This window comes from Mycobacterium basiliense, from assembly GCF_900292015.1.
GTDB classification, from domain to species: Bacteria; Actinomycetota; Actinomycetes; order Mycobacteriales; family Mycobacteriaceae; genus Mycobacterium; species Mycobacterium basiliense.
Window position 1 is genome coordinate 2,491,457 of sequence record NZ_LR130759.1, and the last position, 21,620, is coordinate 2,513,076.

The following is a 21,620-nucleotide window of genomic DNA, read 5'->3' on the forward strand; positions in this document are numbered from 1 at the left end:
ACCTTGTCAGGAGGTCGAGGTCACCACCAACCGGTGATCGCCGCGATTTGGCGCCCAAGTTCGGGGGCCATGGTCCGCATATAGGTCGGGGTCAGATGGTGGGCGTCGCGGTAGATCAGCACATTTCCCTCGACCGCGCGGCAGAAATCCTTGCGGCATATCGCATCCGACATGTCTATCGGCTTGAGGATGGGGAATCGGCTCACGAAGTCCAAAGTGGTGTTGTAGTCCGACAGCAGTTCGGACCGCTTGATCCCACAGGACTGTGCATCGCCACCTTTGGCCAGGCAATCCGCTGGCTTGAACGGTTGGCCATCTTTGACCATCCAGGGCGTATCCCGAACGGCGAGGACGGGAATGTTGTTGTCAGAGAAGGTTTGCCAGATGCCAATATAGGTGGCCGGCATGACATCGCCCGGTTTGATGTTCCACGGTCGAGTCGAGGTGGTGAAGACATAGTTGGGACGATCGGCGACCAGCTTCTCCATCGTTGTTTGTACCCACTCGCGACATTGCGGGTATGGGGCGTTGTTGCCCATGATCAGCGGGACTTCCTCGGTGGACAACGGGCAGCCCATCTTCAGATATGTCACTACTTTGAAATGGTGGAGCCGGCCCAGCAGGTCGAGTGCGGGTAGCCAGTGTTCGGCATGCGAGCCCCCGGCCAACGCGATGGTTCGGACAGCGTCTGAGTCGCCGTAGGTGCAGTTGACCAACGCCGGATTGACGAAGTCGCTGATGCAGCCGTCCTTGGTGGCCGCCGGCAGGTCGCCTTTGGCTTCTAGCACGGTGGGGCGCATTCGCAGTTTTGGTACCCGGACGTGATTAATGAGGGTGCGGGCTCCGGGATAGTCGTTGGCGCTAAGCCCGCTGAGCTCTTTGCCGGAGGATCGCTCGATGATCACATGCTCACGCCAAGTGAACGACGTTGCGGTCAGCGTGACGCCGAGCAGGACCACCACCGATCCCATCACGATCGTCGGGCGGCGTAGCCGCATCCGCCAAGGAATCGGTGGGGTGGCCGCGTCGGCCTCGGTGGGGGCTCGGTACCGCAGCGGGTCCTCGACGTGGCGGGTGGTCAGGTGTGCGAGCAGTCCGGAGACCAGCAATATCCCGGCGCCCTCGAGGAAGTTTGCGTGCCGATGGCCGGTGTAGGAGAGCCAAAAAATCAGCAGCGGCCAGTGCCACAGATACAGCGAGTACGCGATCGCACCCAGCGCCACTAGTGGCCCGGCCGCCAACAGCCGGTTGGGCAGCGGCAGTCGATCGCTGGTGCTGGGATGGGCGTGCCGGTTAGCCCCGGCCAGGATCATCAGCATGGTGGCGCCTACGGGCACCAGGGTCCACGGGCCCGGAAACTCTTTGACGCCGTTGATCAGGGCGCCGCAGAACAAGATCACCACTAGCGCGATGCTGGCGGCGAGGGTACGCAGCCACATCGGCCAACGAATGTAGGGCACCAACGCACCGACGAGTGCCCCCAGCAGGAGCTCCCACCCCCGCGCAAAACTGTTGTAATACGCGGTGGACTGGTTGCTCTGGTGGGCAACAATCGCGAAGACGAATGACGCGACCGTGAGCGCAATCAGCAGCACCACGAATGCGGTCCTTAGGTGGCGGGCTCGAGCGCCCCGGAGCAGGCCGCGAAACAGGTAGGCGCAGCCGGCGACCAGTAGCAGAAACGCGATGTAGAACTGTCCTTGCACGGACATGGACCAGATGTGCTGTAACGGGCTGACGGCTTCACCGGCGCGCAGGTAGTCCGACGCGGAGTTGGCCAGCTCCCAGTTCTGGTAGTAGCCCAAGCTGGCTAGGCTCTGGTCCGCGAAGGTCTCCCATCGGGTCTGCGGCTGGATCAAGATGGTGAGTAGGGCACACCCGGCGAGTACCACAACCAGCGCCGGGAGCAGGCGACGTACCAGCCTGATCAGCTCGGCAATCGGCGATAGCTTCAAATCTGGATTGAGGGTCGCACGCAGTATCTTGCCGCCGAAGAAGAATCCGGACAGCGCCAGGAATACGTCCACGCCGCCGGAAACACGGCCGAACCAGATGTGGAACACCGCGACGAGCGCAATCGCAATCCCGCGCAAGCCGTCGAGATCGTGCCGATAGAACCCTGCCGTGCGGGTTCCCATCGCGTTGGGCGTATTGATCGGTGCTGGTGGCGTTGTCAGGGTCTGCATGGTCGACAGCCAATTTACCGAAACCGCCACCTGCTTCGCCCGTTGACCTGCAATGCAGTCAACGAGGGAAGCGAGGTGGCGGTGATTTTGGGGCTGTGGACGCTACCCGGTGGTACCTACCGGGGCCAGCTGGATTGGTGCTGTCTGCGCTGGTACCTGCAGCGCCGGAGCCTGCTGTGTGGGTGCCTGGCGGGTGGGTGCCAGCTGGGTGGGCGCTTGCTGGGTGGGTGCCTGCGGCGCAGGCGCCTGCTGTAGTGGCGCCCGCTGGGTAGGCGCCTGTAACAGCGGTTGTTGTTGCAGTGGCGCCCGCTGTGTGGGTGCCTGCTGCAGCGGGGCCTGCTGCAACGGTTGTTGCGGTAGCGGTTGTTGTTGCAGTGGGGCCTGTTGCAATGGAGCTTGTTGTAGTGGTTGCTGCTGGGTCCCGAGGACTCGGACCAGGTAGGGCATCATGTCCTTGGTCCGCACCGGCGAGACCTGGACGCTGTCGCTCACTTCCAGCATCTGCCCGTTGCCGAGATACATCGAGACACTTTGCGTCCCTTCGGGACCGTAGAAGATCAGGTCGCCCTTGCGTGCCTGCTGTGGCAGGACCTTCTGGCCGACCTTGTACATTTCGCCGGAAGACCGCGGGAGCTTGATCCCGGCGCCGGCGTAGGCGTACTGGATCAGGCCGGAGGCGTCGAATCCGACGGTGTACATGCCGGTGCCCTTGCCTCGGGTGGGGCCGGTGATGCCGCCGCCGGCCCAGGAGAACGGCACGCCGCGCTGTGCCAGGCCGCGCGCGATCACAACGTCGGTGACCTGCTGGTAGTCCGTCGATCGAACGCCGGGCTCTGCGGTCGCGAGACCGGGGGCGGCCACCATGGGGGCCGTCATCATCGCCAGACCAATCGCGAAGGCGTAGATGCGTTTCATCGGGGTTCCAATCTCCTAGGGGCTCTCCTCGGCCCACGTGCGGGCCCGGTCAGGGTCCGGTGCGTCAGCGCGGTGACCTCGCGCATCCGCCGCCGTTGCAGACTCACGAGTTGACCTCTGTTTCGAGACCAACGCCGCTGCATGACAGTCGAGAACGTGAACCAGATGTCAAACCTCTGTATTCACACCAGTCACTACAGCCACTTTGACAACCAAACTTGTGGGCCGCCAGATCTCCGGAGAATTTTTTGTCTTAACGTGACCGGACGGTTACTGGGGGTTCCCAATCCTGTAAGGGCAGTTGTGATTTCGGTCTCACAGACGTTGCCGGTGCGTGATCAAAGTCGGTGTCTGCGATCAGCGCCCGTAGCTTTCGCTGAAGCCGGTCAGCGCGTAACCGAACACCGACGTCAGTGTGATGACGCCGATGGCCATGATTGGCCAGAATGACATGTACCAGCCCCTCAACATCGAGATCAACGGGCCGATCACCGCGGCGGCCACGGCCGCCCCGATGCCGCCCCACATCACCGGATAGATGTAGTAGTTGAGACCGAATGGCACGAGTGGGCAATCCTCCGAAATGCACACGTTTTCGGTGAACGCGAAAAGCCTTGCCGCCCAACTGGTGCTGGTGACCACGATGAGGAGCACCGCCGAGACTATGACCGTAAGTGCCACGTCCCAGGGGACTATGCGCAGCTTGAGGATTTGTGGTGCCCGACCTTCCGGACCTTCGGGCGACGGTGGAGATTCGGTAGTCGAGCCTGGAGTTTCTTCGGGCTGATTCGGCGAAGCCATGCCTTGCATGCTTCCCGATGGCCCGGCTTTGCGCGACCCGCCCACAACCCGAATGGGCCACACAGTGGCCCATTCGCCGCGGATTACCCTCGGATTCCATGTCTGCGGCAGGAACATCAAGTGCGGGCTTGACGGCCGAACAAGTCAGTGCGATCGACGCCACCCACCTTTGGCACCCCTACAGCACCATCGGCAATGAAGTGCTCGCGCCATTGGTCGCGGTGGCCGCACAGGGCGCCTGGCTGACGCTGATCCGGGACGGCCGCCCGATCGAGGTGCTCGATGCGATGAGCTCGTGGTGGACTGCGATCCATGGTCACGGGCATCCCGTATTGGACGCGGCCCTGGCCTCGCAGCTTGGCACTATGAATCACGTCATGTTCGGGGGGCTGACCCACGAGCCGGCGGCCCGGTTAGCCCAGTTGCTGGTGGACATCACTCCCGCGGGTTTGGAGACGGTCTTCTTCAGCGACTCCGGGTCGGTATCGGTGGAGGTCGCGGTGAAGATGGCCCTGCAGTACTGGCGTAGCCGCGGGCGGCCCGCCAAGCACCGGCTGATGACCTGGCGGGGTGGCTACCACGGCGACACCTTCACACCGATGAGCATCTGCGATCCCGAGGGTGGGATGCACTCTCTGTGGACTGACATTCTGGTCCGGCAGGTGTTCGCACCGCAGGTGCCAGGCGACTACGACCCGCACTACATCACGGCGTTCGAGGACCAACTGGCCGCACATGCAGCGGAGCTGGCAGCGGTGGTTGTCGAGCCGGTGGTGCAGGGCGCGGGTGGGATGCGGTTCCACGACCCGCGCTACCTCACCGACCTGCGGGACATCTGCCGACGTCACGAGGTACTGCTGATCTTCGATGAGATCGCTACCGGCTTCGGCCGCACCGGGGAACTGTTTGCTGCCGACCACGCTGGGGTGAGCCCGGACATCATGTGCGTCGGCAAGGCGCTCACCGGCGGATATCTGAGCCTCGCCGCCACCTTGTGCACGCCCGACATCGCGCACACCATCAGCACCGGGGATGCGGGTGCGCTGATGCACGGGCCTACCTTTATGGCCAACGCGCTGGCTTGTGCGGTGTCGGTCGCCAGCGTCGAGCTGTTGATCGAGCAGGATTGGCGTGCGCGGGTCGGCGAGCTAGGTGCGGGGTTGACGGCCGGACTAGATCCCGCCCGCGGGCTGCCCGGGGTCACCGATGTGCGGGCCTGTGGCGCCATCGGCGTCATCGAGTGCGACCGTCCGATCGATGTGGCGCTCGCCACTCCGGTGGCCCTTGACCACGGTGTGTGGTTGCGCCCGTTCCGCAACCTCGTCTACGCGATGCCGCCGTACATCTGCGGGGCAGCCGAGATCGCCCAGATCACCTCCGCGATGGTCGAGGTAGCACGGCTCATCGGCTCTCGTAGGCTCTAGGTCGATGAAAGCACCGATCGAGACGTCACCGCTGGCCTGGCTGGAGGCGGTGGAGCAACAGCGTCGTCAAGCAGGGCTGCGCCGCCTGCTGCGGCCGCGGCCTGCTGTGTCGACCGAGCTTGATCTGGCGTCCAACGACTACCTTGGCCTGTCCCGGCATCCAGACGTCATCGAGGGGGGTGTCCAGGCGCTGCGTGTCTGGGGCGCCGGTGCCACCGGTTCTCGCCTGGTCACCGGCGACACCGAGCTGCACCAGGAGCTGGAGTCCCAGCTGGCCGACTACGTCGGCGCGGCGGCCGGACTGCTGTTCTCGTCCGGATACACGGCGAATCTGGGCGCCGTCGTGGGTCTGTCCGGCCCGGGGTCGCTGCTGGTGTCCGATGCCTTTTCGCACGCATCGCTGGTGGACGCGTGTCGGCTGTCGCGAGCGCGGGTGGTAGTCACGCCGAATCGTGATGTCGGCGCGGTCGAGGCCGCGCTGTCCTCACGCGGGGAAGAGCGTGCCGTGGTGGTCACCGATTCCGTATTCAGCGCCGATGGCGTGCTGGCCCCCGTGCGTGAGTTGCACGACGTGTGTCGCAGGCACGCAGCGCTGCTCATTGTCGACGAGGCGCACGGCCTCGGGGTACGGGGAAACGGGCGTGGCCTACTGCACGAGGTCGGGCTCGCGGGGGCGCCCGATGTGGTGCTGACCACGACATTGTCCAAGGCCCTGGGCAGTCAGGGCGGTGTGGTTCTCGGGCCGGCATCGGTGCGCGCTCATTTGATCGACGCCGCCCGGCCGTTCATCTTCGACACCGGCCTGGCGCCGGCGGCGGTGGGCGCGGCGCTGGCCGCGCTGCGGGTCCTCAAGGCTGAGGCGTGGCGACCCGACGCGGTGTTGCGCCACGCCCGCGAACTGGCCCGAATCTGCGAATTGGCGCCGGAGCCAGCCCCCCAATCCGCGGTGGTGTCGGTAATCCTGGGCGATCCGGAGCTCGCCCTGGCCGCGGCAACCGCCTGTTTAGACGCCGGAGTGAAGGTGGGTTGCTTTCGACCCCCGACCGTGCCGGCCGGGACGTCGCGGTTGCGGTTGACGGCGCGCGCCTCGCTGACGTCTGACGAGCTGGATCTGGCTCGACAGGTCTTAACCGATGTTCTGCGGGGGCCGTCCAGGGCACTCCGTTGACCGTCCTGGTCGTTACCGGGACCGATACCGGCGTGGGGAAGACGATCGCTACCGCCGCGTTGGCCGCACGCCTGCGCCAGAGCGGCATCGATGTGGCGGTGTGTAAACCGGTTCAGACCGGTACCGACACCGGCGACGACGATCTCGCCGAGATTGGCCGACTGTCCGGCGTAACCGAACTCGTCGGATTGGCGCGCTATCCGCTGCCGATGGCGCCGGCCGCAGCCGCTGCGCAGGCCGGCGCCCCCTTGCCCACTCGCGATCAGGTGTTGCAGCTCATCCGCGGGCTCGACCGACCGGGGCGCGTGACGCTGGTGGAGGGCGCAGGAGGGCTGCTGGTTGAACTTGCCGACTCGGGAGTGACGCTGCGCGACCTCGCGGTGGATCTGGGTGCTGAGGCGCTGGTCGTTGTCACCGCAGAACTGGGTACCCTCAACCACACCGCGTTGACACTGGAATCGCTTGTAGCACAAAGGGTTCTATGCGCTGGACTGGTAATCGGCAGCTGGCCGGCACATCCTGGATTGGTGGAGACCTCAAATCGGTCTGCCTTGGCCCAGATGGCTCCTGTGCGGGCCGTGCTTCCCGCGGGCGCGGCGGAGTCGGACACCGTGCATTTCGCGGCCATGAGCGCAGGCGCGTTCGACCCCGGCTGGGTGGCTGCATTGGCCCGCTGATGGTGCATTCGATCGAGCTGGTATTCGACCCCGATACCGAGGCAGCGATCCGTCGCATCTGGGGCGAGCTTGCCGCGGCCGGAATACCCAGCCAGGCACCGGCCAGTCGTCCACACGTGACGCTATCCGTCGCCGAACACATCGAGTCCGACGTCGACGCAGTGCTGCGTCCAATTGCCAGACGGCTGCCATTGAGCTGCACGATTGGTGCTCCGGTGCTGTTCGGTCGGTCTAACGTCGTGTTCGCCCGCCTGCTAGTGCCGACGGGTGATCTGTTGGCACTGCATGCCGAGGTGCACCGGCTCTGCGGTTCACATCTCTCGCCGGCACCGATGTCCAACAGTCTGCCGAACAAATGGACCGCCCACGTCACCTTGGCGCGCCGAGTGGGCGGCGGGCAATTGGGCAGGGCGCTTCGCATTGCGGGACGCCCATTGCAAATCGACGGCCGGTTTGCCGGCCTGCGCCGTTGGGAGGGCAACAAACGCGTGGAGCACCTGATCACCTGACCGCCGGCGGGCCGAAGAAGCGGCAAAAACCCAGTACGTTGGGCTGCGGACGACCGCGTCGTGTCTGCGTCGGGGTGCACGGCTACCCTAAGTTGGCAGTTCTGTGCCCGATGCGGTCGGGTCGGACGAGGATTTGACGAAGACCAGGGGAGTACTTGGTGACTCAGGCAGCTACTGAACCCACAGCCGACGCGGGCCGGAATGGCGTGCTCGACTCGGACATTCTGGCAGTAGCCCGGCAGCAGGTGCTGGAGCGCGGTGAGGGTTTGAACCAGCAACAGGTGCTGCGGGTCTTGCAGCTGCCCGATGACCGGCTAGAAGAGCTGCTGGCGCTGGCGCACGAGGTGCGGATGCGGTGGTGTGGCCCAGAGGTCGAGGTCGAGGGCATCATCAGCCTGAAAACGGGTGGTTGCCCGGAGGATTGCCATTTCTGCTCGCAGTCCGGACTCTTCAGCTCTCCGGTGCGCAGCGCATGGCTAGACGTTCCCAGCCTGGTGGAGGCGGCCAAACAGACAGCCAAGTCGGGTGCCACCGAGTTCTGTATCGTCGCCGCGGTCCGCGGACCCGACGACAGGTTGCTGTCTCAAGTTGCGGCGGGCATTGAGGCCATCCGCAACGAGGTCGAGATCAACATCGCCTGCTCGTTGGGGATGTTGAGTGCCGACCAGGTGGAGCAGCTGGCGGCGATGGGAGTGCACCGCTACAACCACAACCTCGAGACGGCTCGCTCGTACTTCACCAACGTTGTGACCACCCATACCTGGGAAGAGCGCTGGCAGACGCTGTCGATGGTGCGCGACGCCGGCATGGAAGTGTGCTGCGGAGGCATCTTGGGTATGGGTGAGACGTTGGAGCAGCGGGCCGAATTCGCCGCCAACCTGGCCGAGTTGGGCCCCGATGAGGTGCCGTTGAACTTCCTGAATCCGCGGCCGGGTACCCCGTTCGGTGATCTCGAGGTGTTGCCGGCCAGTGAGGCGCTGAAGGCGGTGGGTGCGTTTCGATTGGCGTTGCCGCGCACGATGTTGCGTTTTGCCGGCGGCCGCGAAATCACCCTGGGCGACCTGGGCGCCAAGCGCGGGATCCTAGGAGGCATCAACGCCGTGATCGTCGGCAACTACCTGACCACTCTTGGCCGCCCAGCGGAAGCCGACCTGGAACTGTTGGAAGACCTGCAGATGCCATTGAAAGCGCTCAACGCCAGCTTGTAGGAAACCAGGAATCGTAGGTGGGAAGTCTGGGTATTCCGGTGAGTGCCGGCGTCTACAACGTCTACACCGGCGAATTGGCGGGTACGGCGACGCCCACGGCGGCCCAATTGGGTCTGGAACCACCGCGGTTCTGTGCGCAGTGCGGACGGCGGATGATCGTGCAGGTCCGCCCCGATGGCTGGTGGGCGCGCTGCTCCCGGCATGGACAGGTGGACTCCGCTGACTTGGAGACGCAACGGTGACCGAAGATTCGACGGCCCCGGTTTCAACCGGACCATGGGCGTCGCAGCCGACGAGTGAGCGTCGCGGGTGTGGCGAGGCACCTTGTACGTCGAGGACCCGGGCGATGATCACTGTGGTCCTGGGGTTGTCGGCAACGGGTGTGGTGATCGGCGGGCTGTGGGCGTGGCTGGCACCGTCCATCCACGCGGTGGTGGCGATCGACCGCGCCGGTGAACGGGTGCACGACTATCTAGGCAGCGAATCGCAGAACTTCTTCATCGCGCCGTTCTTAATGCTCGGCTTGTTGGGTGCGGTGGCGGTGGTGGCGTCGGTGCTGGCATGGCAGTGGCGCGAACATCGCGGTCCGGGGATGGTCGTAGCGCTCTCGGTCGGGTTGGCCGGTGCTGCCGCAGCGGCGATCGCCGTAGGTGCGTTGGTGGTGCGGTGGCGCTACGGCGTGCTGGACTTCGATACCGTTGTGCTGGCAACCGGTGAGCACTCGTTGACCTACGTTACCCAGGCGCCGCCGGTGTTGTTTGCCCGCCAGCCGTGGTTGGTGGTGACCACCTTGCTGTCGCCGGCCGCCACGGCGTCACTGGTCTACGCATTGATCGCAGCCGGAGCCGTACGCGATGACCTGGGGGGCTATCCGGCTGTCGAGCGGCTACCGAACGAGACGGCGGAGACCTCAGCAGCCCCCACGTCGTAGCGGGTATCAGAGCGGACGGCGATGCACTTTCCGGCCGGTAATCACCTTGGCCGCGATAACCGCCAGTCGCGCCATACCCGCGTACGTCATGGGGTTGAATATGGTCGGCCACTTGGTGCGAATCACGTGCTCACTCAGCGGCAGGCCAGCGAACCGGTCGGTGAGCCAACGCAGCGCCATTGGGGCCGACAGCGGGTGCAGGACCATGTGTTCGTTGAAGGCGTCCCGATGATAGGTGACCCTGGCTCCGCCGGCCGAATAGCGCTCGGCCAGCGCGTCGATGTCGTCGACGGAGATCAGATAATCGTGCACTGCCTGGACGATCAGGACCGGAGGTGCTGGTACCGCGGCGCCAAGCTTGATGTCGTCGAAGACATGCACAACTTCGGGCGTGGCGAGGACGTCGTCGAGGGGTTGGTCCAAAAAATCGCCCATGTCCTTGTTCGCCACTCGGATGACCGCTTCCGCCGTCGTCATCCCTTCGAGCCGCCTCAGTAGGTCGAGGCCCTCATCGTTGGCGTGCTGCTTGATCACTTTGTCGAGCCCGGGGTAGGCGTGCACCAGCGCGGCAACGACCAAGGCCGGCAGACCAGCAAGCGGGGTGCCGTTGAGCCGGCGGAACGTATTGCCCAGATCGCCGACCGGCGATCCCAGCACTGCCCCGACAATGTCGAGCTCGGGCGCGTATTCGCCCGCCATTTCCGCGGCCCACGCGCTGGCCAGCCCACCTCCGGAATAACCCCATAGCCCGATGGGTGCTGACGAAGATAGCGCGAGACGCTCCGAATTCAGGGCCGCACGTATCCCGTCCAGCACACGGTAGCCAGGTTCGTAGGGCGATCCCCAAAGCCCCCGGATGCCTTCGTGGTCAGGTACCGACACCGCCCAACCCTCGGCGACCGCCGCGGTGATCAGCAATATCTCCAATTGGGTCAGCGACCCGATGGCCTTCGCTCCGCGTCGCAGCGCATAAGAGGGAAAACAACGGGAGGAGATGGCGTCGATGGCGCACTGGTAGGAGACCAGTGGGCAGGCCTGACCTGGGGTAACGTCAGCGGGCAAGATCACTGTGGTTACGGTCGCCTCGGGGTTGCCATGCATGTCTGTCGACCGGTACAGCAGCTGGGTGGCAGTGATTGACTGCGGTATGACGCCGAGAAAGGCCAGCTCGACCTCGCGTGAGCGCAGCACGGTCCCCGGGGCGGCGTGGTGGTAGCCCGCCGGCGGCTCGTAGAACGGATCGTCGCTCGGCAGCAGTGGGCGAACTTTGCGCTGCACTTCCTCATGCGGCGGCTTTCCGATCCACTCGGCGTGCGCATCTGCCAGGTTGGCGCCCTTAACCACTAAGGCTCCCTTCATGCTTCATGGCCTTCGGCATTCTCACGCTTGGAACGTCCCGAAACTCCACGGGATGGCAGCGTAGTTAGCCAGTCATAACAACGCCGGCGACCGTTGAGCGCCGACGTCTCTTAATTTGCCCTTATAGTCTTATACAAGCTACAGGATTTGCTGGCGAAATTGACCTTGGGCGCGGCGTGGCACCGGTCACAGTCTGGCGAAGCTGTTGGCATTTTGCAGCAACTTCGCAGCTGGCTATCGGCAAACTCTGCGGATTGAAAATACCGCCACCGGTGTCCCGTCGAATACCGGGCCCGGCTCGCACGGGTTGGATTGCGGGCGGTGCCGACCTAGCCAGGCGGTCGCAGGGCGGCGAACTCGTCGGTGACCCTCAGTTGGGAGTCGGCAAATCGGTACAACGCCGCGGGACGGCCACCGGTGCGGCCGGACTGGGCAATCGTGCCCGTGCGGGTGATCACCTTGCGACGGGCGAGGACACGTTGCAGGTTGGTCGCATCGACCTGATAACCCAATGCCGCCCCGTAAATGTCGCGCAATGTCGAAAGTGCAAATTCTTTTGGGGCCAAAGCAAATCCGATATTGGTATAGGACATCTTGGCTACCAACCTGGTGCGGGCGTGGGCCACCATCGGGCCGTGATCGAACGCCATCGGTGGCAATGAATTCACCGGATGCCAGCGCGTGTCCGCCGGCAGCTCCGGAGTGGCGGGGGAGGGGACAAGCCCGAGAAAGGTAGATGCGATTATCCGGTTGGCACCTGGCAGCCGATGCGGATCGGAAAACACCGCAAGCTGCTCCAAATGGGCCAGCTCGCGCAGATCCACTTTTTCGGCAAGTTGACGTCGCACCGAGGTGGTCATGTCCTCGTCGTTGCGTAAGCGTCCGCCCGGCAGGGACCAGGCACCTTTTTCTGGATCCTGTGCGCGCTGCCATAACAGCACGTTAAGCTGCGGTTTTCCGGCGCTTAACCCCTGTCCGCGGGCCGCTGCAATTTGGCGAACTTGAAACACGACAGCCAGAACTTCGTGAGCGGTGTTACCATAGGACATGTTTTCGATTATAAGTCGAAAACCTCATTAGCGGAAAAGGAGCCGCCGTGACGGTTTTGAATCGCATGGACACGCTCGTTCGTGACGTGACCGACATGTCTGCCCGGGTTACCAACTCGCCTGACGGCTACGCCGGAGTGGACGGCGACGCACGGTGGGCCGCGGAGATTCGCCGGTTAGCACGATTGCGTGGAGCCACGCTGCTGGCGCACAACTACCAGCTGCCAGCGATCCAAGACGTCGCCGACCATGTGGGGGATTCGCTGGCGTTGTCGCGTATCGCTGCCGATGCGCCTGAGGACACCATCGTGTTTTGCGGTGTGCACTTCATGGCGGAGACCGCCAAAATTCTGAGCCCGGACAAGACGGTGCTGATTCCCGATCAACGGGCGGGCTGCTCACTGGCCGACTCGATCACTCCCGACGATTTGCGCGCCTGGAAAGCCGAGCACCCGGACGCAGTCGTGGTTTCTTACGTCAACACCACGGCGGAGGTCAAGGCACTTACCGATATCTGTTGCACCTCGTCAAACGCGGTGGACGTGGTGGCCTCCATCGATCCCGCCCGCGAGGTGTTGTTTTGCCCGGACCAGTTTCTAGGGGCACACGTGCGCCGCGTGACCGGTCGCACCAATCTGCACGTCTGGGCGGGCGAGTGCCACGTGCACGCCGGGATTAACGGCGACGAACTCACTCACCAGGCGAGCGAGAACCCAGATGCCGAGCTATTCGTCCATCCCGAGTGCGGCTGCGCCACCTCGGCGCTCTATCTGGCCGGCGAAGGTGCTTTCCCGGCCGAGCGGGTAAAGATCTTGTCCACGGGTGGGATGCTCGACGCGGCACACGAGACACGCGCCCGCAAGGTCCTGGTCGCCACCGAGGTCGGCATGCTGCATCAGCTGAGACGGGCGGCGCCGGAAGTCGACTTCCAGGCCGTAAACGACCGCGCCTCATGCAAGTACATGAAGATGATCACTCCCGCGGCCTTGCTGCGCTGCCTGGTCGAAGGTGCCGACGAAGTCCATGTCGACCCCGACATTGCAGCCGCGGGGCGCCGGAGTGTGCAGCGGATGATCGAGATCGGGCAGCCGGGCGGCGGCGAATGAGGGCCGGTCCCGCGTGGCGGGATGTGGCCGACGTCGTCGTCATAGGTACCGGCGTCGCCGGCTTGGCGGCTGCGCTGGCCGCACATCGCCGCGGCCGCCGCGTTGTCCTCCTCAACAAGGCGGATGGCCGGTTTGGGGTCACGGCGACGCACTATGCCCAAGGTGGCATCGCGGTGGTGTTGCCGGATTCCAACGATTCGATCGACGAGCACGTCGCAGACACCCTGGCTGCCGGCGCTGGCCTGTGCGACCCGGACGCGGTGTACTCGATCGTCGCCGACGGCTTTCGGGCGATCACCGAACTGGTCGGTGAGGGAGCGCGGTTCGACGAAAAGGCGCCCGGCCGTTGGGCGCTCACCCGAGAAGGCGGGCACTCACGGCGACGGATCGTGCACGCGGGAGGCGACGCCACCGGGGCAGAAGTCCAGCGCGCGCTCGACCACGCCGCCGCCCTACTAGACATCCGTACCAGCCACGTCGCCGTGCGGGTGCTCCAAGACGACAGTGCGGTGACGGGTGTTTTGGTGCTCAGCCCCGATGGGCTCGGCGTCATCAGCGCGCCGTCGGTAATCCTGGCTACCGGCGGGCTAGGGCATTTGTACAGCGCCACCACCAACCCGGACGGTTCGACCGGTGACGGCATTGCGTTGGCGCTATGGGCCGGGGTCACGGTTAGTGATCTCGAGTTCATCCAGTTCCACCCAACGATGCTGTACGCCGGTGGCCGCGGCGGTGGCCGGCGGCCGCTGATCAGCGAGGCCGTCCGTGGGGAGGGCGCGATATTGCTTGACCGGCAAGGTCGTTCGATTACCGCGGGCGTTCATCCGATGGGTGATCTGGCGCCACGCGACGTCGTCGCGGCCGCTATCGATACTCGAATGAAAGCCACCGGCGATCCGTGCGTTTACCTCGACGCGCGTGGCATCGAGGGCTTCGAGTCGCGGTTCCCGACGGTCACCGCATCGTGTAGGGCCGCCGGTATCGATCCGATCCGTCAACCCATCCCGGTGATACCCGGCGCGCACTATAGCTGTGGCGGCGTCACCACCGATGTGTACGGCCGGACCGACCTGCCGGGCTTGTTCGCCGCCGGCGAGGTGGCCCGCACCGGCATGCACGGAGCCAACCGGCTGGCGTCCAACAGCCTGCTGGAAGGTTTGGTGGTCGGTGGACGCGCCGGGAAGGCAGCGGCCGCACACGCGGCGACGGCTGGGCCATCGCGCGCGACATGGCCCGAGCCGCTCGTGCACACCGCGCCGCAACGGGGTGAGCTCCAGCGGGCGATGAGTCAGGAAGCGTCGGTGGTGCGCAACGCCGACGGGCTGCGATGGCTGTCGGCGATGCTGGATGGGCCGGTTCGCAGTGTCGCCAGCCGCCGCGATTTCGAGGACGTGGCTTTGGCTCTGGCCGCCCGTGCCGTGGTCGCCGCCGCCTTGGCGCGCACCGAAAGTCGTGGTTGTCACCACCGCGCCGAGTGCTTGGATGCCACACCTGACCAGGCGCGCAGCATGATGATCCGGTTGGCCGACGACCCCAACACCGTATCCGCGGAGGCGTTGGCGGCGGTGGGCTGATGAAGCTGTCTGACGGTGAACGGGCCGCCGCTCGAGAGACCATTCGTCGTGGTCTCGACGAGGACCTGAGCTGTGGACCCGATGTCACCACGCTGGCTACGGTGCCCGCCGGCGCGACCGCCACAGCGTTAATGGTTCCCCGCGAGGCCGGCGTGGTCGCCGGGGTCGATGTTGCGTTGTTGGTGCTCGACGAGGTAATCGGAGCAGACGGATACCGGGTGCTCGATCGGGTCGACGACGGCGCCCGGGTGCAGCCCGGGGAGCCGGTCTTGACGATCCACGCGGAAACGCGCGGCCTACTAACTGCGGAACGCACCATGCTGAATTTGGTTTGTCACATGTCGGGGATTGCCACCACGACGGCGGCGTGGGTCGACGCCGTGCACGGCACCAAGGCCAAGATCCGCGATACCCGCAAAACATTGCCGGGTTTGCGCGCACTGCAGAAATATGCCGTGCGCGTCGGTGGCGGCGTCAACCACCGGTTGGCGTTGGGGGACGAGGCGTTGATCAAAGACAACCACGTTGCTGCGGCAGGCTCGGTGGTCGACGCGCTGCGGGCGGTGCGCGCCGCCGCACCCGAACTTTCTTGCGAGGTCGAAGTCGATTCACTCGAGCAGCTCGATGCCGTATTACCGGAAAAGCCGGAACTGATACTGCTGGATAACTTTCCCGTCTGGCAGACCCAGACGGCGGTGCAGCGACGGGACACCCGGGCACCAACGGTTCTGCTCGAGTCCTCGGGCGGGCTGAGTCTGGACAACGCGGCGACGTACGCCGCGACGGGTGTGGACTATCTCGCGGTGGGTGCGCTAACCCACTCGGTTCGTGTCCTGGACGTCGGCCTGGACATGTAGGTTGGGTCGCCGCGAGCTGGCGCATGCGGAATCCCGCGCACGCCTGCGACCGGGCTCAGGTGATGTCAGCCACGAAAATCCCCATCCGACCCACCTGCGCGCGCGCCATAAACGGCAATCCGTCGCCATCGGAGCCCGCCGGCAGAATCCGTGGGTTGGTGAGGTGAACGTGGTGCCGGGTGAAGCACACGTCGGCTTCTCCGGCGGCCAGCACGTTCTTGACCCAGTCGGTCTTGCCGTGGCCCAGCGCGATGGCCAACACATCGCCCTTGCGATAGGCGGTCACGATGGTGCGGTACTGCTTACCGGATTTGCGACCGCGATGTGTAATAGTTGCGGTGCCAGGCAGGTAGCGTGCGATCGGTTTGAGCGCAGGGTTGATGTATTTGATCTGAAACCGTTCAAACCAGGGCGGGAACACCATCGGTACGCCCGGGGCGTTGTTCGGGTGGTCCTTTGCGGACATAGTGTCTCACTTTCGCATGCATGGGCACTCTCCCCGCACTGTACCGGTCGGATATCCACTTGAGCTGCTCTGGGACAATGGTGAACGTGAGCACAACGCCTGCGCTGCTGGCCCGCATCGACCTACGAGGTGCCGAGTTGACGGCTGCTCGGCTCAGGGCGGCCATGCCGCGCGGGGGAGCCGACGTGGAGGCCGTATTGCCGTCGGTACGGCCCATCGTGCAAGCGGTCGCTGAGCGCGGCGCGGAAGCCGCCCTGGAGTACGGCGCGTCCTTCGATGGTGTGCGGCCGCCGGCGGTGCGGGTGCCGGACAGCGCACTGCACGCCGCGCTATCCGAGCTGGACCCCGACGTCCGCGACGCACTGCAGGTGATGGTCGAGCGGACCCGCGCCGTGCATACTGATCAGCGCCGTAGCGACGTCACTACGACGCTGGGCCCGGGTGCCACCGTCACCGAGCGCTGGATCCCGGTTGAGCGGGTGGGCTTGTACGTGCCCGGGGGTAACGCTGTGTATCCGTCCAGTGTGGTGATGAATGTGGTGCCCGCCCAGGCCGCCGGTGTCGACTCGCTGGTAATAGCGAGCCCGCCGCAGTCGGCGCCCCAGACCCGATTCGACGGGTTGCCACATCCGACCATCCTGGCCGCTGCGAGGTTACTGGGAGTCGATGAAGTTTGGTCCGTCGGTGGGGCGCAGGCGGTGGCGTTACTGGCCTACGGTGGCACCGACCGCGACGGCAGGGAATTGGTGCCGGTTGACATGATCACCGGCCCCGGCAACATATATGTCACCGCAGCAAAGCGGCTGTGCCGCTCGCAGGTTGGCATCGACGCCGAAGCGGGACCGACCGAGATCGCTATCCTCGCCGACAACATGGCCGATCCCGCGCACGTGGCTGCCGACCTGATCAGTCAGGCCGAACACGATGAAATGGCTGCCAGCGTGCTGGTTACCCCGAGCCAGGATCTGGCCGACGCCACCGACACCGAACTGGCGGCCCAGTTGCAGACCACCGTGCACCGCGAACGGGTGATCGCCGCGCTGCGTGGTCGCCAATCTGCGATCATCCTGGTCGATGATCTGGATGCCGGCGTCCAGGTTGTCAACGCCTATGCCGCTGAGCACCTGGAGATCCAAACCGCAGATGCACCGCAGGTCGCTAGTCGGATACGTTCGGCCGGAGCAATTTTCGTTGGCCCGTGGTCTCCGGTCAGCCTCGGCGACTACTGCGCAGGCTCCAACCACGTGCTACCCACCGCAGGCTGTGCCCGACACTCCAGTGGCCTCTCGGTACAGACCTTCTTACGTGGCGTTCATGTCGTCGACTACACCGAGGCGGCACTCAAAGACGTTTCCGGGCACGTGATCACGCTGGCGAAGGCCGAAGATCTGCCCGCCCACGGCGAGGCGGTACGGCGGAGGTTCGAACGATGACCGGAGCATCTGGGTCCAAGCCGACCTTGGACGACCTGCCGCTGCGCGATGATTTGCGAGGCAAATCTCCTTACGGAGCACCGCAGTTAAGGGTTCCGGTACGGCTGAATACCAACGAGAACCCACATCCTCCGACTCGGGAGTTGGTTGACGATGTTGTGCGTTCGGTGGGAGAGGCGGCGGTTGACTTGCACCGCTACCCGGACCGCGACGCGGTGGCATTGCGCACCGATCTGGCCAACTACCTGACTGCACAAACGGGGAGCCGGGTTGGTGTCGAAAATGTGTGGGCGGCCAACGGCTCCAACGAGATCCTGCAGCAATTGCTGCAAGCATTCGGGGGGCCGGGCAGAACCGCGATCGGATTCGTGCCGTCCTACTCGATGCACCCCATCATCTGCGACGGCACGCATACCGAGTGGCTGGAAGCGGTCCGTGCCCACGACTTTGGCCTCGATATCGAGACCGCGGTTGCTGCGATTGTCGATCGCAGGCCGGACGTCGTGTTCATTACCAGCCCCAACAACCCTACCGGCCAGAGTGTTTCGCTGTCGCATCTACGCAGGCTGCTCGACGTGGCACCGGGAATCCTGATTGTCGACGAGGCTTACGCCGAATTCTCGTCACAACCCAGCGCGGTGGAACTCATCGAGACCTACCCGACCAAGCTCGTCGTCAGTCGCACCATGAGCAAGGCATTTGCCTTCGCCGGCGGTCGACTGGGTTACTTGGTTGCCACGCCGGCATTAGTTGAAGCACTGTTGTTGGTACGACTGCCCTACCACTTGTCGTTGGTCACGCAAGCGGCGGCGCGCGCCGCGCTACGCCATGCCGACGACACGCTGGGTAGCGTTGCCACGCTCATCGCCGAGCGCGAGCGCGTGTCAGCAAGTCTGGCCAGCATGGGTTTCCGGGTTATTCCCAGCGACGCGAACTTCGTGCTGTTCGGCGAATTCGCCGATGCGCCAGCCGTCTGGCAGCGCTATCTGGATGCGGGTGTGCTGATCCGCGATGTCGGGATCCTGGGCTACCTGCGCGTTACCACCGGACTTGCCGACGAGAACGAAGCGTTCCTGAGGGCAAGCGCCCGGATCGCTGCCACCGAGCTGGCCCCAGCGGGAGCCAGCACCGTAGGAGCACCATGACAGGTATCCAGACAAGCACCGGCGCCCGGCGTGCGCGTATCGAACGCCGTACCCGCGAATCCGACATCGTCATCGAACTGGATCTAGACGGTGCCGGCAACGTCGATATCGACACCGGCGTACCGTTCTACGACCACATGCTCACGGCCCTGGGGAGCCACGCCAGCTTCGACCTGACGGTGCGCACTAAAGGCGATGTCGAAATCGAAGCGCACCACACCATCGAGGACACCGCGATCGCACTGGGGCAGGCGCTGGGGCAGGCGCTGGGTGACAAGAAGGGCATTCGCCGGTTCGGGGATGCCTTCATCCCGATGGATGAGACCCTGGCGCACGCTGCCGTAGACGTGTCGGGCCGGCCCTACTGTGTGCACACCGGTGAGCCAGATCACCTGCAGCACACCACTATTGCCGGAAATTCGGTGCCTTACCACACCGTGATCAACAGACACGTGTTCGAGTCGTTGGCCATGAACGCACGCATCGCACTACACGTGCGCGTGCTCTATGGTCGTGACCCCCACCACATTACCGAAGCGCAGTACAAGGCCGTCGCCCGTGCTTTGCGCCAGGCCGTCGAGCCCGATCCTCGCGTGTCAGGCGTGCCGTCGACTAAAGGTGTTTTGTGACAGGGAAATCGGTTGTAGTCCTTGATTACGGTTCGGGCAATCTTCGATCGGCGCAACGCGCATTGCAACGGGTTGGCGCCGATGTCGATGTCACCGCCGACACTGGTGCGGCCCTGGCCGCCGATGGCCTGGTGGTGCCGGGTGTCGGTGCCTTCGAAGCGTGCATGACGGGTCTGCGGAAAATTGGTGGTGAGCTAATCATCGCCGAACGGGTCACGGCAGGGCGGCCGGTGCTGGGGGTGTGCGTCGGTATGCAGATCCTGTTTGCCCGCGGAGTGGAGTTCGGAGTGGAGACTCAGGGGTGTGGCCAGTGGTCCGGCGCTGTCACCAGGCTAGCCGCCCCGGTGATCCCGCACATGGGCTGGAACACCGTGCGGACGGCCGCCGGCAGCGTGTTGTTCAAGGGTTTGGATGCGGGCGTTCGGTTTTACTTTGTGCATTCCTATGCGGCGCAGCGATGGGAAGGCGCATCCGATGCGCAATTGACCTGGGCAACCCACCAGGTGCCATTCTTGGCCGCGGTGGAGGACGGCCCGCTGGCCGCCACCCAGTTCCACCCGGAGAAGAGCGGGGACGCCGGAGCCACCGTACTGAGTAACTGGGTCGAGAGCTTGTGAGGGAAAACATCGTGCCGCTAATTTTGTTGCCCGCTGTCGACGTGGTCGAGGGTCGTGCCGTGCGCCTGGTGCAAGGCAAGGCCGGTAGTGAAACCGAATATGGCTCAGCGGTGGACGCTGCGCTTGGGTGGCAGCGAGACGGCGCCGAGTGGATTCACCTGGTCGACCTCGACGCCGCGTTCGGTCGAGGATCCAACCGCGAATTGTTGGCCGAAGTGGTGGCCAAACTTGACGTGCAGGTCGAGCTGTCCGGTGGCATCCGCGACGACGATTCATTGGCTGCGGCGCTGGCCACCGGCTGTGCCCGGGTGAACCTGGGCACAGCGGCGCTGGAAAACCCGCAGTGGTGTGCGCGCATGCTTGCCGAGCACGGCGATAAGGTGGCAGTAGGTTTGGACGTGCAAATTGTCGAGGGCCGGCATCGGTTGCGTGGGCGCGGCTGGGAAACCGACGGCGGCGACCTTTGGGACGTACTGGAACGCCTTGATCGTGAGGGGTGTTCGAGGTTCGTTGTCACCGATGTCACCAAGGACGGCACGCTCGCTGGCCCGAACCTGGAGTTGCTTGCGGCCGTCGCGGACCGGACCGAGGCGCCGGTAATCGCGTCCGGTGGCGTATCCAGTCTTGATGATTTGCGCGCCATCGCTACGCTTTCCGGTCGTGGGGTCGAGGGCGCCATCGTGGGCAAGGCGCTCTACGCCGGGCGGTTCACTTTGCCGCAGGCGCTGGCCGCGGTACGGGAATAGGTCCGCGATGGATCTGGCGGCGCGGGTGGCCCCGCTCGTTGAAAAGGCGTCGACCATTTTGGATGCGGTAGTACCGCAGTTTGTGGACGGCCACCGCGCCGACTCGGCAGTCCCCAAGAAGGGCAACGACTTCGCGACCGAAGTCGATCTTGCGATTGAGCGGCAGGTCGTCGCCGCGCTTGAAGCGGCCACCGGAATTGGCGTGCACGGCGAGGAGTTCGGTGGTACCGCCGTCGAGTCGCCCTGGGTGTGGGTGCTGGACCCGGTCGACGGCACCTTCAACTATGCGGCAGGATCGCCGATGGCTGCGATTCTGCTGGCCCTGCTGCACGATGGCGATCCAGTGGCGGGCCTGACCTGGTTGCCGTTCATCGACGAGCGCTACACGGCGGTTGCCGGCGGTCCTCTGCTGAAAAACGGTGTGCCACAAGTGTCGTTGGCCCCGGTCAAGCTGGCAGATAGCCTGATCGGAGTCGGCACCTTCAGCGCCGACTCGCGTGGCCCATACCCGGGGCGCTATCGGTTGGCAGTACTGGAGAATCTCAGCCGGGTGTCGTCGCGGTTGCGCATGCATGGATCGACCGGCATAGACCTGGTCTATGTTGCCGATGGAATATTAGGTGGCGCAATAAGTTTCGGCGGCCACATTTGGGATCTTGCAGCAGGAGTGGCCCAGGTGCGGGCCGCGGGTGGCATTGTCACCGGCCTGACCGGCGAACCGTGGACCCCGGAGACGCGCTCAGTGCTGGCCGCAGCACCCGGCGTGCACGGCGAGATCCTTGAGATGCTGCGTGCGATTGGCGAACCGGAGGATTACTGA

22 protein-coding genes are annotated in these 21,620 nt (G+C 64.7%); 16 read left to right on the plus strand and 6 right to left on the minus strand.

Translation table 11 applies throughout. The features are described 5' to 3' along the window. Window positions 1–20 precede the first annotated feature (20 nt). From MB901379_RS10645 to MB901379_RS24145, 3 genes are all read right to left on the minus strand, one after another. Window positions 21–2,186, minus strand: coding sequence for an acyltransferase family protein (locus MB901379_RS10645; RefSeq protein ID WP_174237010.1), 2,166 nt, complete (start codon window positions 2,184–2,186; stop codon window positions 21–23). A 102-nt stretch (window positions 2,187–2,288) separates the two neighbouring features. Next, window positions 2,289–3,101, minus strand: a complete 813-nt coding sequence (gene ripD / locus MB901379_RS10650; protein ID WP_158016670.1) for an NlpC/P60 family peptidoglycan-binding protein RipD — start codon at window positions 3,099–3,101, stop codon at window positions 2,289–2,291. A 357-nt stretch (window positions 3,102–3,458) separates the two neighbouring features. After that, window positions 3,459–3,902 carry a hypothetical protein gene (locus MB901379_RS24145; RefSeq protein ID WP_197717882.1) on the minus strand — a complete coding sequence of 148 codons (444 nt, stop codon included), beginning with the start codon at window positions 3,900–3,902 and terminating at the stop codon, window positions 3,459–3,461. A 98-nt stretch (window positions 3,903–4,000) separates the two neighbouring features. On the opposite strand from MB901379_RS24145, the gene MB901379_RS10660 reads away from it, so the two are divergent. From MB901379_RS10660 to MB901379_RS10690, 7 genes are all read left to right on the plus strand, one after another. After that, entirely contained in the window at window positions 4,001–5,326 is a 1,326-nt protein-coding gene (locus tag MB901379_RS10660) for an adenosylmethionine--8-amino-7-oxononanoate transaminase (RefSeq protein ID WP_158016671.1), read from the plus strand. Between the two features lie 4 nt (window positions 5,327–5,330). Beyond that, window positions 5,331–6,494, plus strand: coding sequence for an 8-amino-7-oxononanoate synthase (locus tag MB901379_RS10665; RefSeq protein WP_158016672.1), 1,164 nt, complete (start codon window positions 5,331–5,333; stop codon window positions 6,492–6,494). Then, window positions 6,491–7,171 carry a dethiobiotin synthase gene (bioD, locus tag MB901379_RS10670; RefSeq protein ID WP_158016673.1) on the plus strand — a complete coding sequence of 227 codons (681 nt, stop codon included), beginning with the start codon at window positions 6,491–6,493 and terminating at the stop codon, window positions 7,169–7,171. Before MB901379_RS10665 ends, bioD begins: the two co-directional genes overlap by 4 nt. Further along, entirely contained in the window at window positions 7,171–7,680 is a 510-nt protein-coding gene (locus MB901379_RS10675) for a 2'-5' RNA ligase family protein (RefSeq protein ID WP_158016674.1), read from the plus strand. Before bioD ends, MB901379_RS10675 begins: the two co-directional genes overlap by 1 nt. A 158-nt stretch (window positions 7,681–7,838) precedes the next feature. Further along, window positions 7,839–8,888 (plus strand): biotin synthase BioB, encoded by a 1,050-nt coding sequence (bioB, locus tag MB901379_RS10680; protein ID WP_158016675.1) that lies wholly within the window; start codon window positions 7,839–7,841, stop codon window positions 8,886–8,888. Between the two features lie 17 nt (window positions 8,889–8,905). Beyond that, window positions 8,906–9,130, plus strand: coding sequence for a biotin synthase auxiliary protein BsaP (bsaP, locus tag MB901379_RS10685; protein ID WP_158016676.1), 225 nt, complete (start codon window positions 8,906–8,908; stop codon window positions 9,128–9,130). Window positions 9,131–9,234: 104 nt separating this feature from the next. Beyond that, window positions 9,235–9,819, plus strand: coding sequence for a DUF2567 domain-containing protein (locus tag MB901379_RS10690; RefSeq protein ID WP_158016677.1), 585 nt, complete (start codon window positions 9,235–9,237; stop codon window positions 9,817–9,819). Between the two features lie 6 nt (window positions 9,820–9,825). Here the strand turns inward: MB901379_RS10690 and MB901379_RS10695 are convergent, their stop codons facing one another. Next, window positions 9,826–11,163 carry a lipase family protein gene (locus tag MB901379_RS10695; RefSeq protein WP_158019093.1) on the minus strand — a complete coding sequence of 446 codons (1,338 nt, stop codon included), beginning with the start codon at window positions 11,161–11,163 and terminating at the stop codon, window positions 9,826–9,828. A 344-nt stretch (window positions 11,164–11,507) separates the two neighbouring features. After that, window positions 11,508–12,227: an NUDIX hydrolase gene (locus MB901379_RS10700; protein ID WP_158016678.1), complete on the minus strand. Its 720-nt coding sequence runs from the start codon at window positions 12,225–12,227 to the stop codon at window positions 11,508–11,510. A gap of 47 nt (window positions 12,228–12,274) precedes the next feature. Between MB901379_RS10700 and nadA the strand changes: the two genes are divergently transcribed. The 3 genes from nadA to nadC are packed head-to-tail and all read left to right on the plus strand — an operon-like array spanning window position 12,275 to window position 15,764. Continuing rightward, window positions 12,275–13,333, plus strand: coding sequence for a quinolinate synthase NadA (nadA, locus tag MB901379_RS10705; RefSeq protein WP_158016679.1), 1,059 nt, complete (start codon window positions 12,275–12,277; stop codon window positions 13,331–13,333). Further along, window positions 13,330–14,907, plus strand: a complete 1,578-nt coding sequence (locus tag MB901379_RS10710; protein WP_158016680.1) for an L-aspartate oxidase — start codon at window positions 13,330–13,332, stop codon at window positions 14,905–14,907. The genes nadA and MB901379_RS10710 overlap by 4 nt, the downstream gene beginning before the upstream one ends. Further along, window positions 14,907–15,764, plus strand: a complete 858-nt coding sequence (nadC, locus tag MB901379_RS10715; RefSeq protein ID WP_158016681.1) for a carboxylating nicotinate-nucleotide diphosphorylase — start codon at window positions 14,907–14,909, stop codon at window positions 15,762–15,764. Before MB901379_RS10710 ends, nadC begins: the two co-directional genes overlap by 1 nt. 55 nt (window positions 15,765–15,819) lie before the next feature. Here nadC and MB901379_RS10720 read toward each other — a convergent pair whose 3' ends face one another. Next, window positions 15,820–16,230: a nitroreductase family deazaflavin-dependent oxidoreductase gene (locus MB901379_RS10720; RefSeq protein ID WP_158016682.1), complete on the minus strand. Its 411-nt coding sequence runs from the start codon at window positions 16,228–16,230 to the stop codon at window positions 15,820–15,822. 104 nt (window positions 16,231–16,334) lie between these two features. Between MB901379_RS10720 and hisD the strand changes: the two genes are divergently transcribed. The 6 genes from hisD to MB901379_RS10750 are packed head-to-tail and all read left to right on the plus strand — an operon-like array spanning window position 16,335 to window position 21,620. Next, complete coding sequence (gene hisD / locus MB901379_RS10725; protein ID WP_158019094.1) at window positions 16,335–17,663, plus strand: histidinol dehydrogenase; 1,329 nt, start codon at window positions 16,335–16,337, stop codon at window positions 17,661–17,663. Further along, window positions 17,660–18,808 (plus strand): histidinol-phosphate transaminase, encoded by a 1,149-nt coding sequence (locus MB901379_RS10730; RefSeq protein ID WP_158016683.1) that lies wholly within the window; start codon window positions 17,660–17,662, stop codon window positions 18,806–18,808. Before hisD ends, MB901379_RS10730 begins: the two co-directional genes overlap by 4 nt. After that, a complete protein-coding gene (gene hisB / locus MB901379_RS10735; RefSeq protein WP_158016684.1) occupies window positions 18,805–19,437 on the plus strand; it encodes an imidazoleglycerol-phosphate dehydratase HisB in 633 nt (210 codons plus the stop codon). The genes MB901379_RS10730 and hisB overlap by 4 nt, the downstream gene beginning before the upstream one ends. Further along, window positions 19,434–20,054, plus strand: coding sequence for an imidazole glycerol phosphate synthase subunit HisH (gene hisH, locus MB901379_RS10740; protein ID WP_158016685.1), 621 nt, complete (start codon window positions 19,434–19,436; stop codon window positions 20,052–20,054). Before hisB ends, hisH begins: the two co-directional genes overlap by 4 nt. An 8-nt stretch (window positions 20,055–20,062) precedes the next feature. Next, entirely contained in the window at window positions 20,063–20,800 is a 738-nt protein-coding gene (gene priA, locus MB901379_RS10745; RefSeq protein WP_158019095.1) for a bifunctional 1-(5-phosphoribosyl)-5-((5-phosphoribosylamino)methylideneamino)imidazole-4-carboxamide isomerase/phosphoribosylanthranilate isomerase PriA, read from the plus strand. A 7-nt stretch (window positions 20,801–20,807) separates the two neighbouring features. Continuing rightward, complete coding sequence (locus tag MB901379_RS10750) at window positions 20,808–21,620, plus strand: inositol monophosphatase family protein (RefSeq protein WP_158016686.1); 813 nt, start codon at window positions 20,808–20,810, stop codon at window positions 21,618–21,620.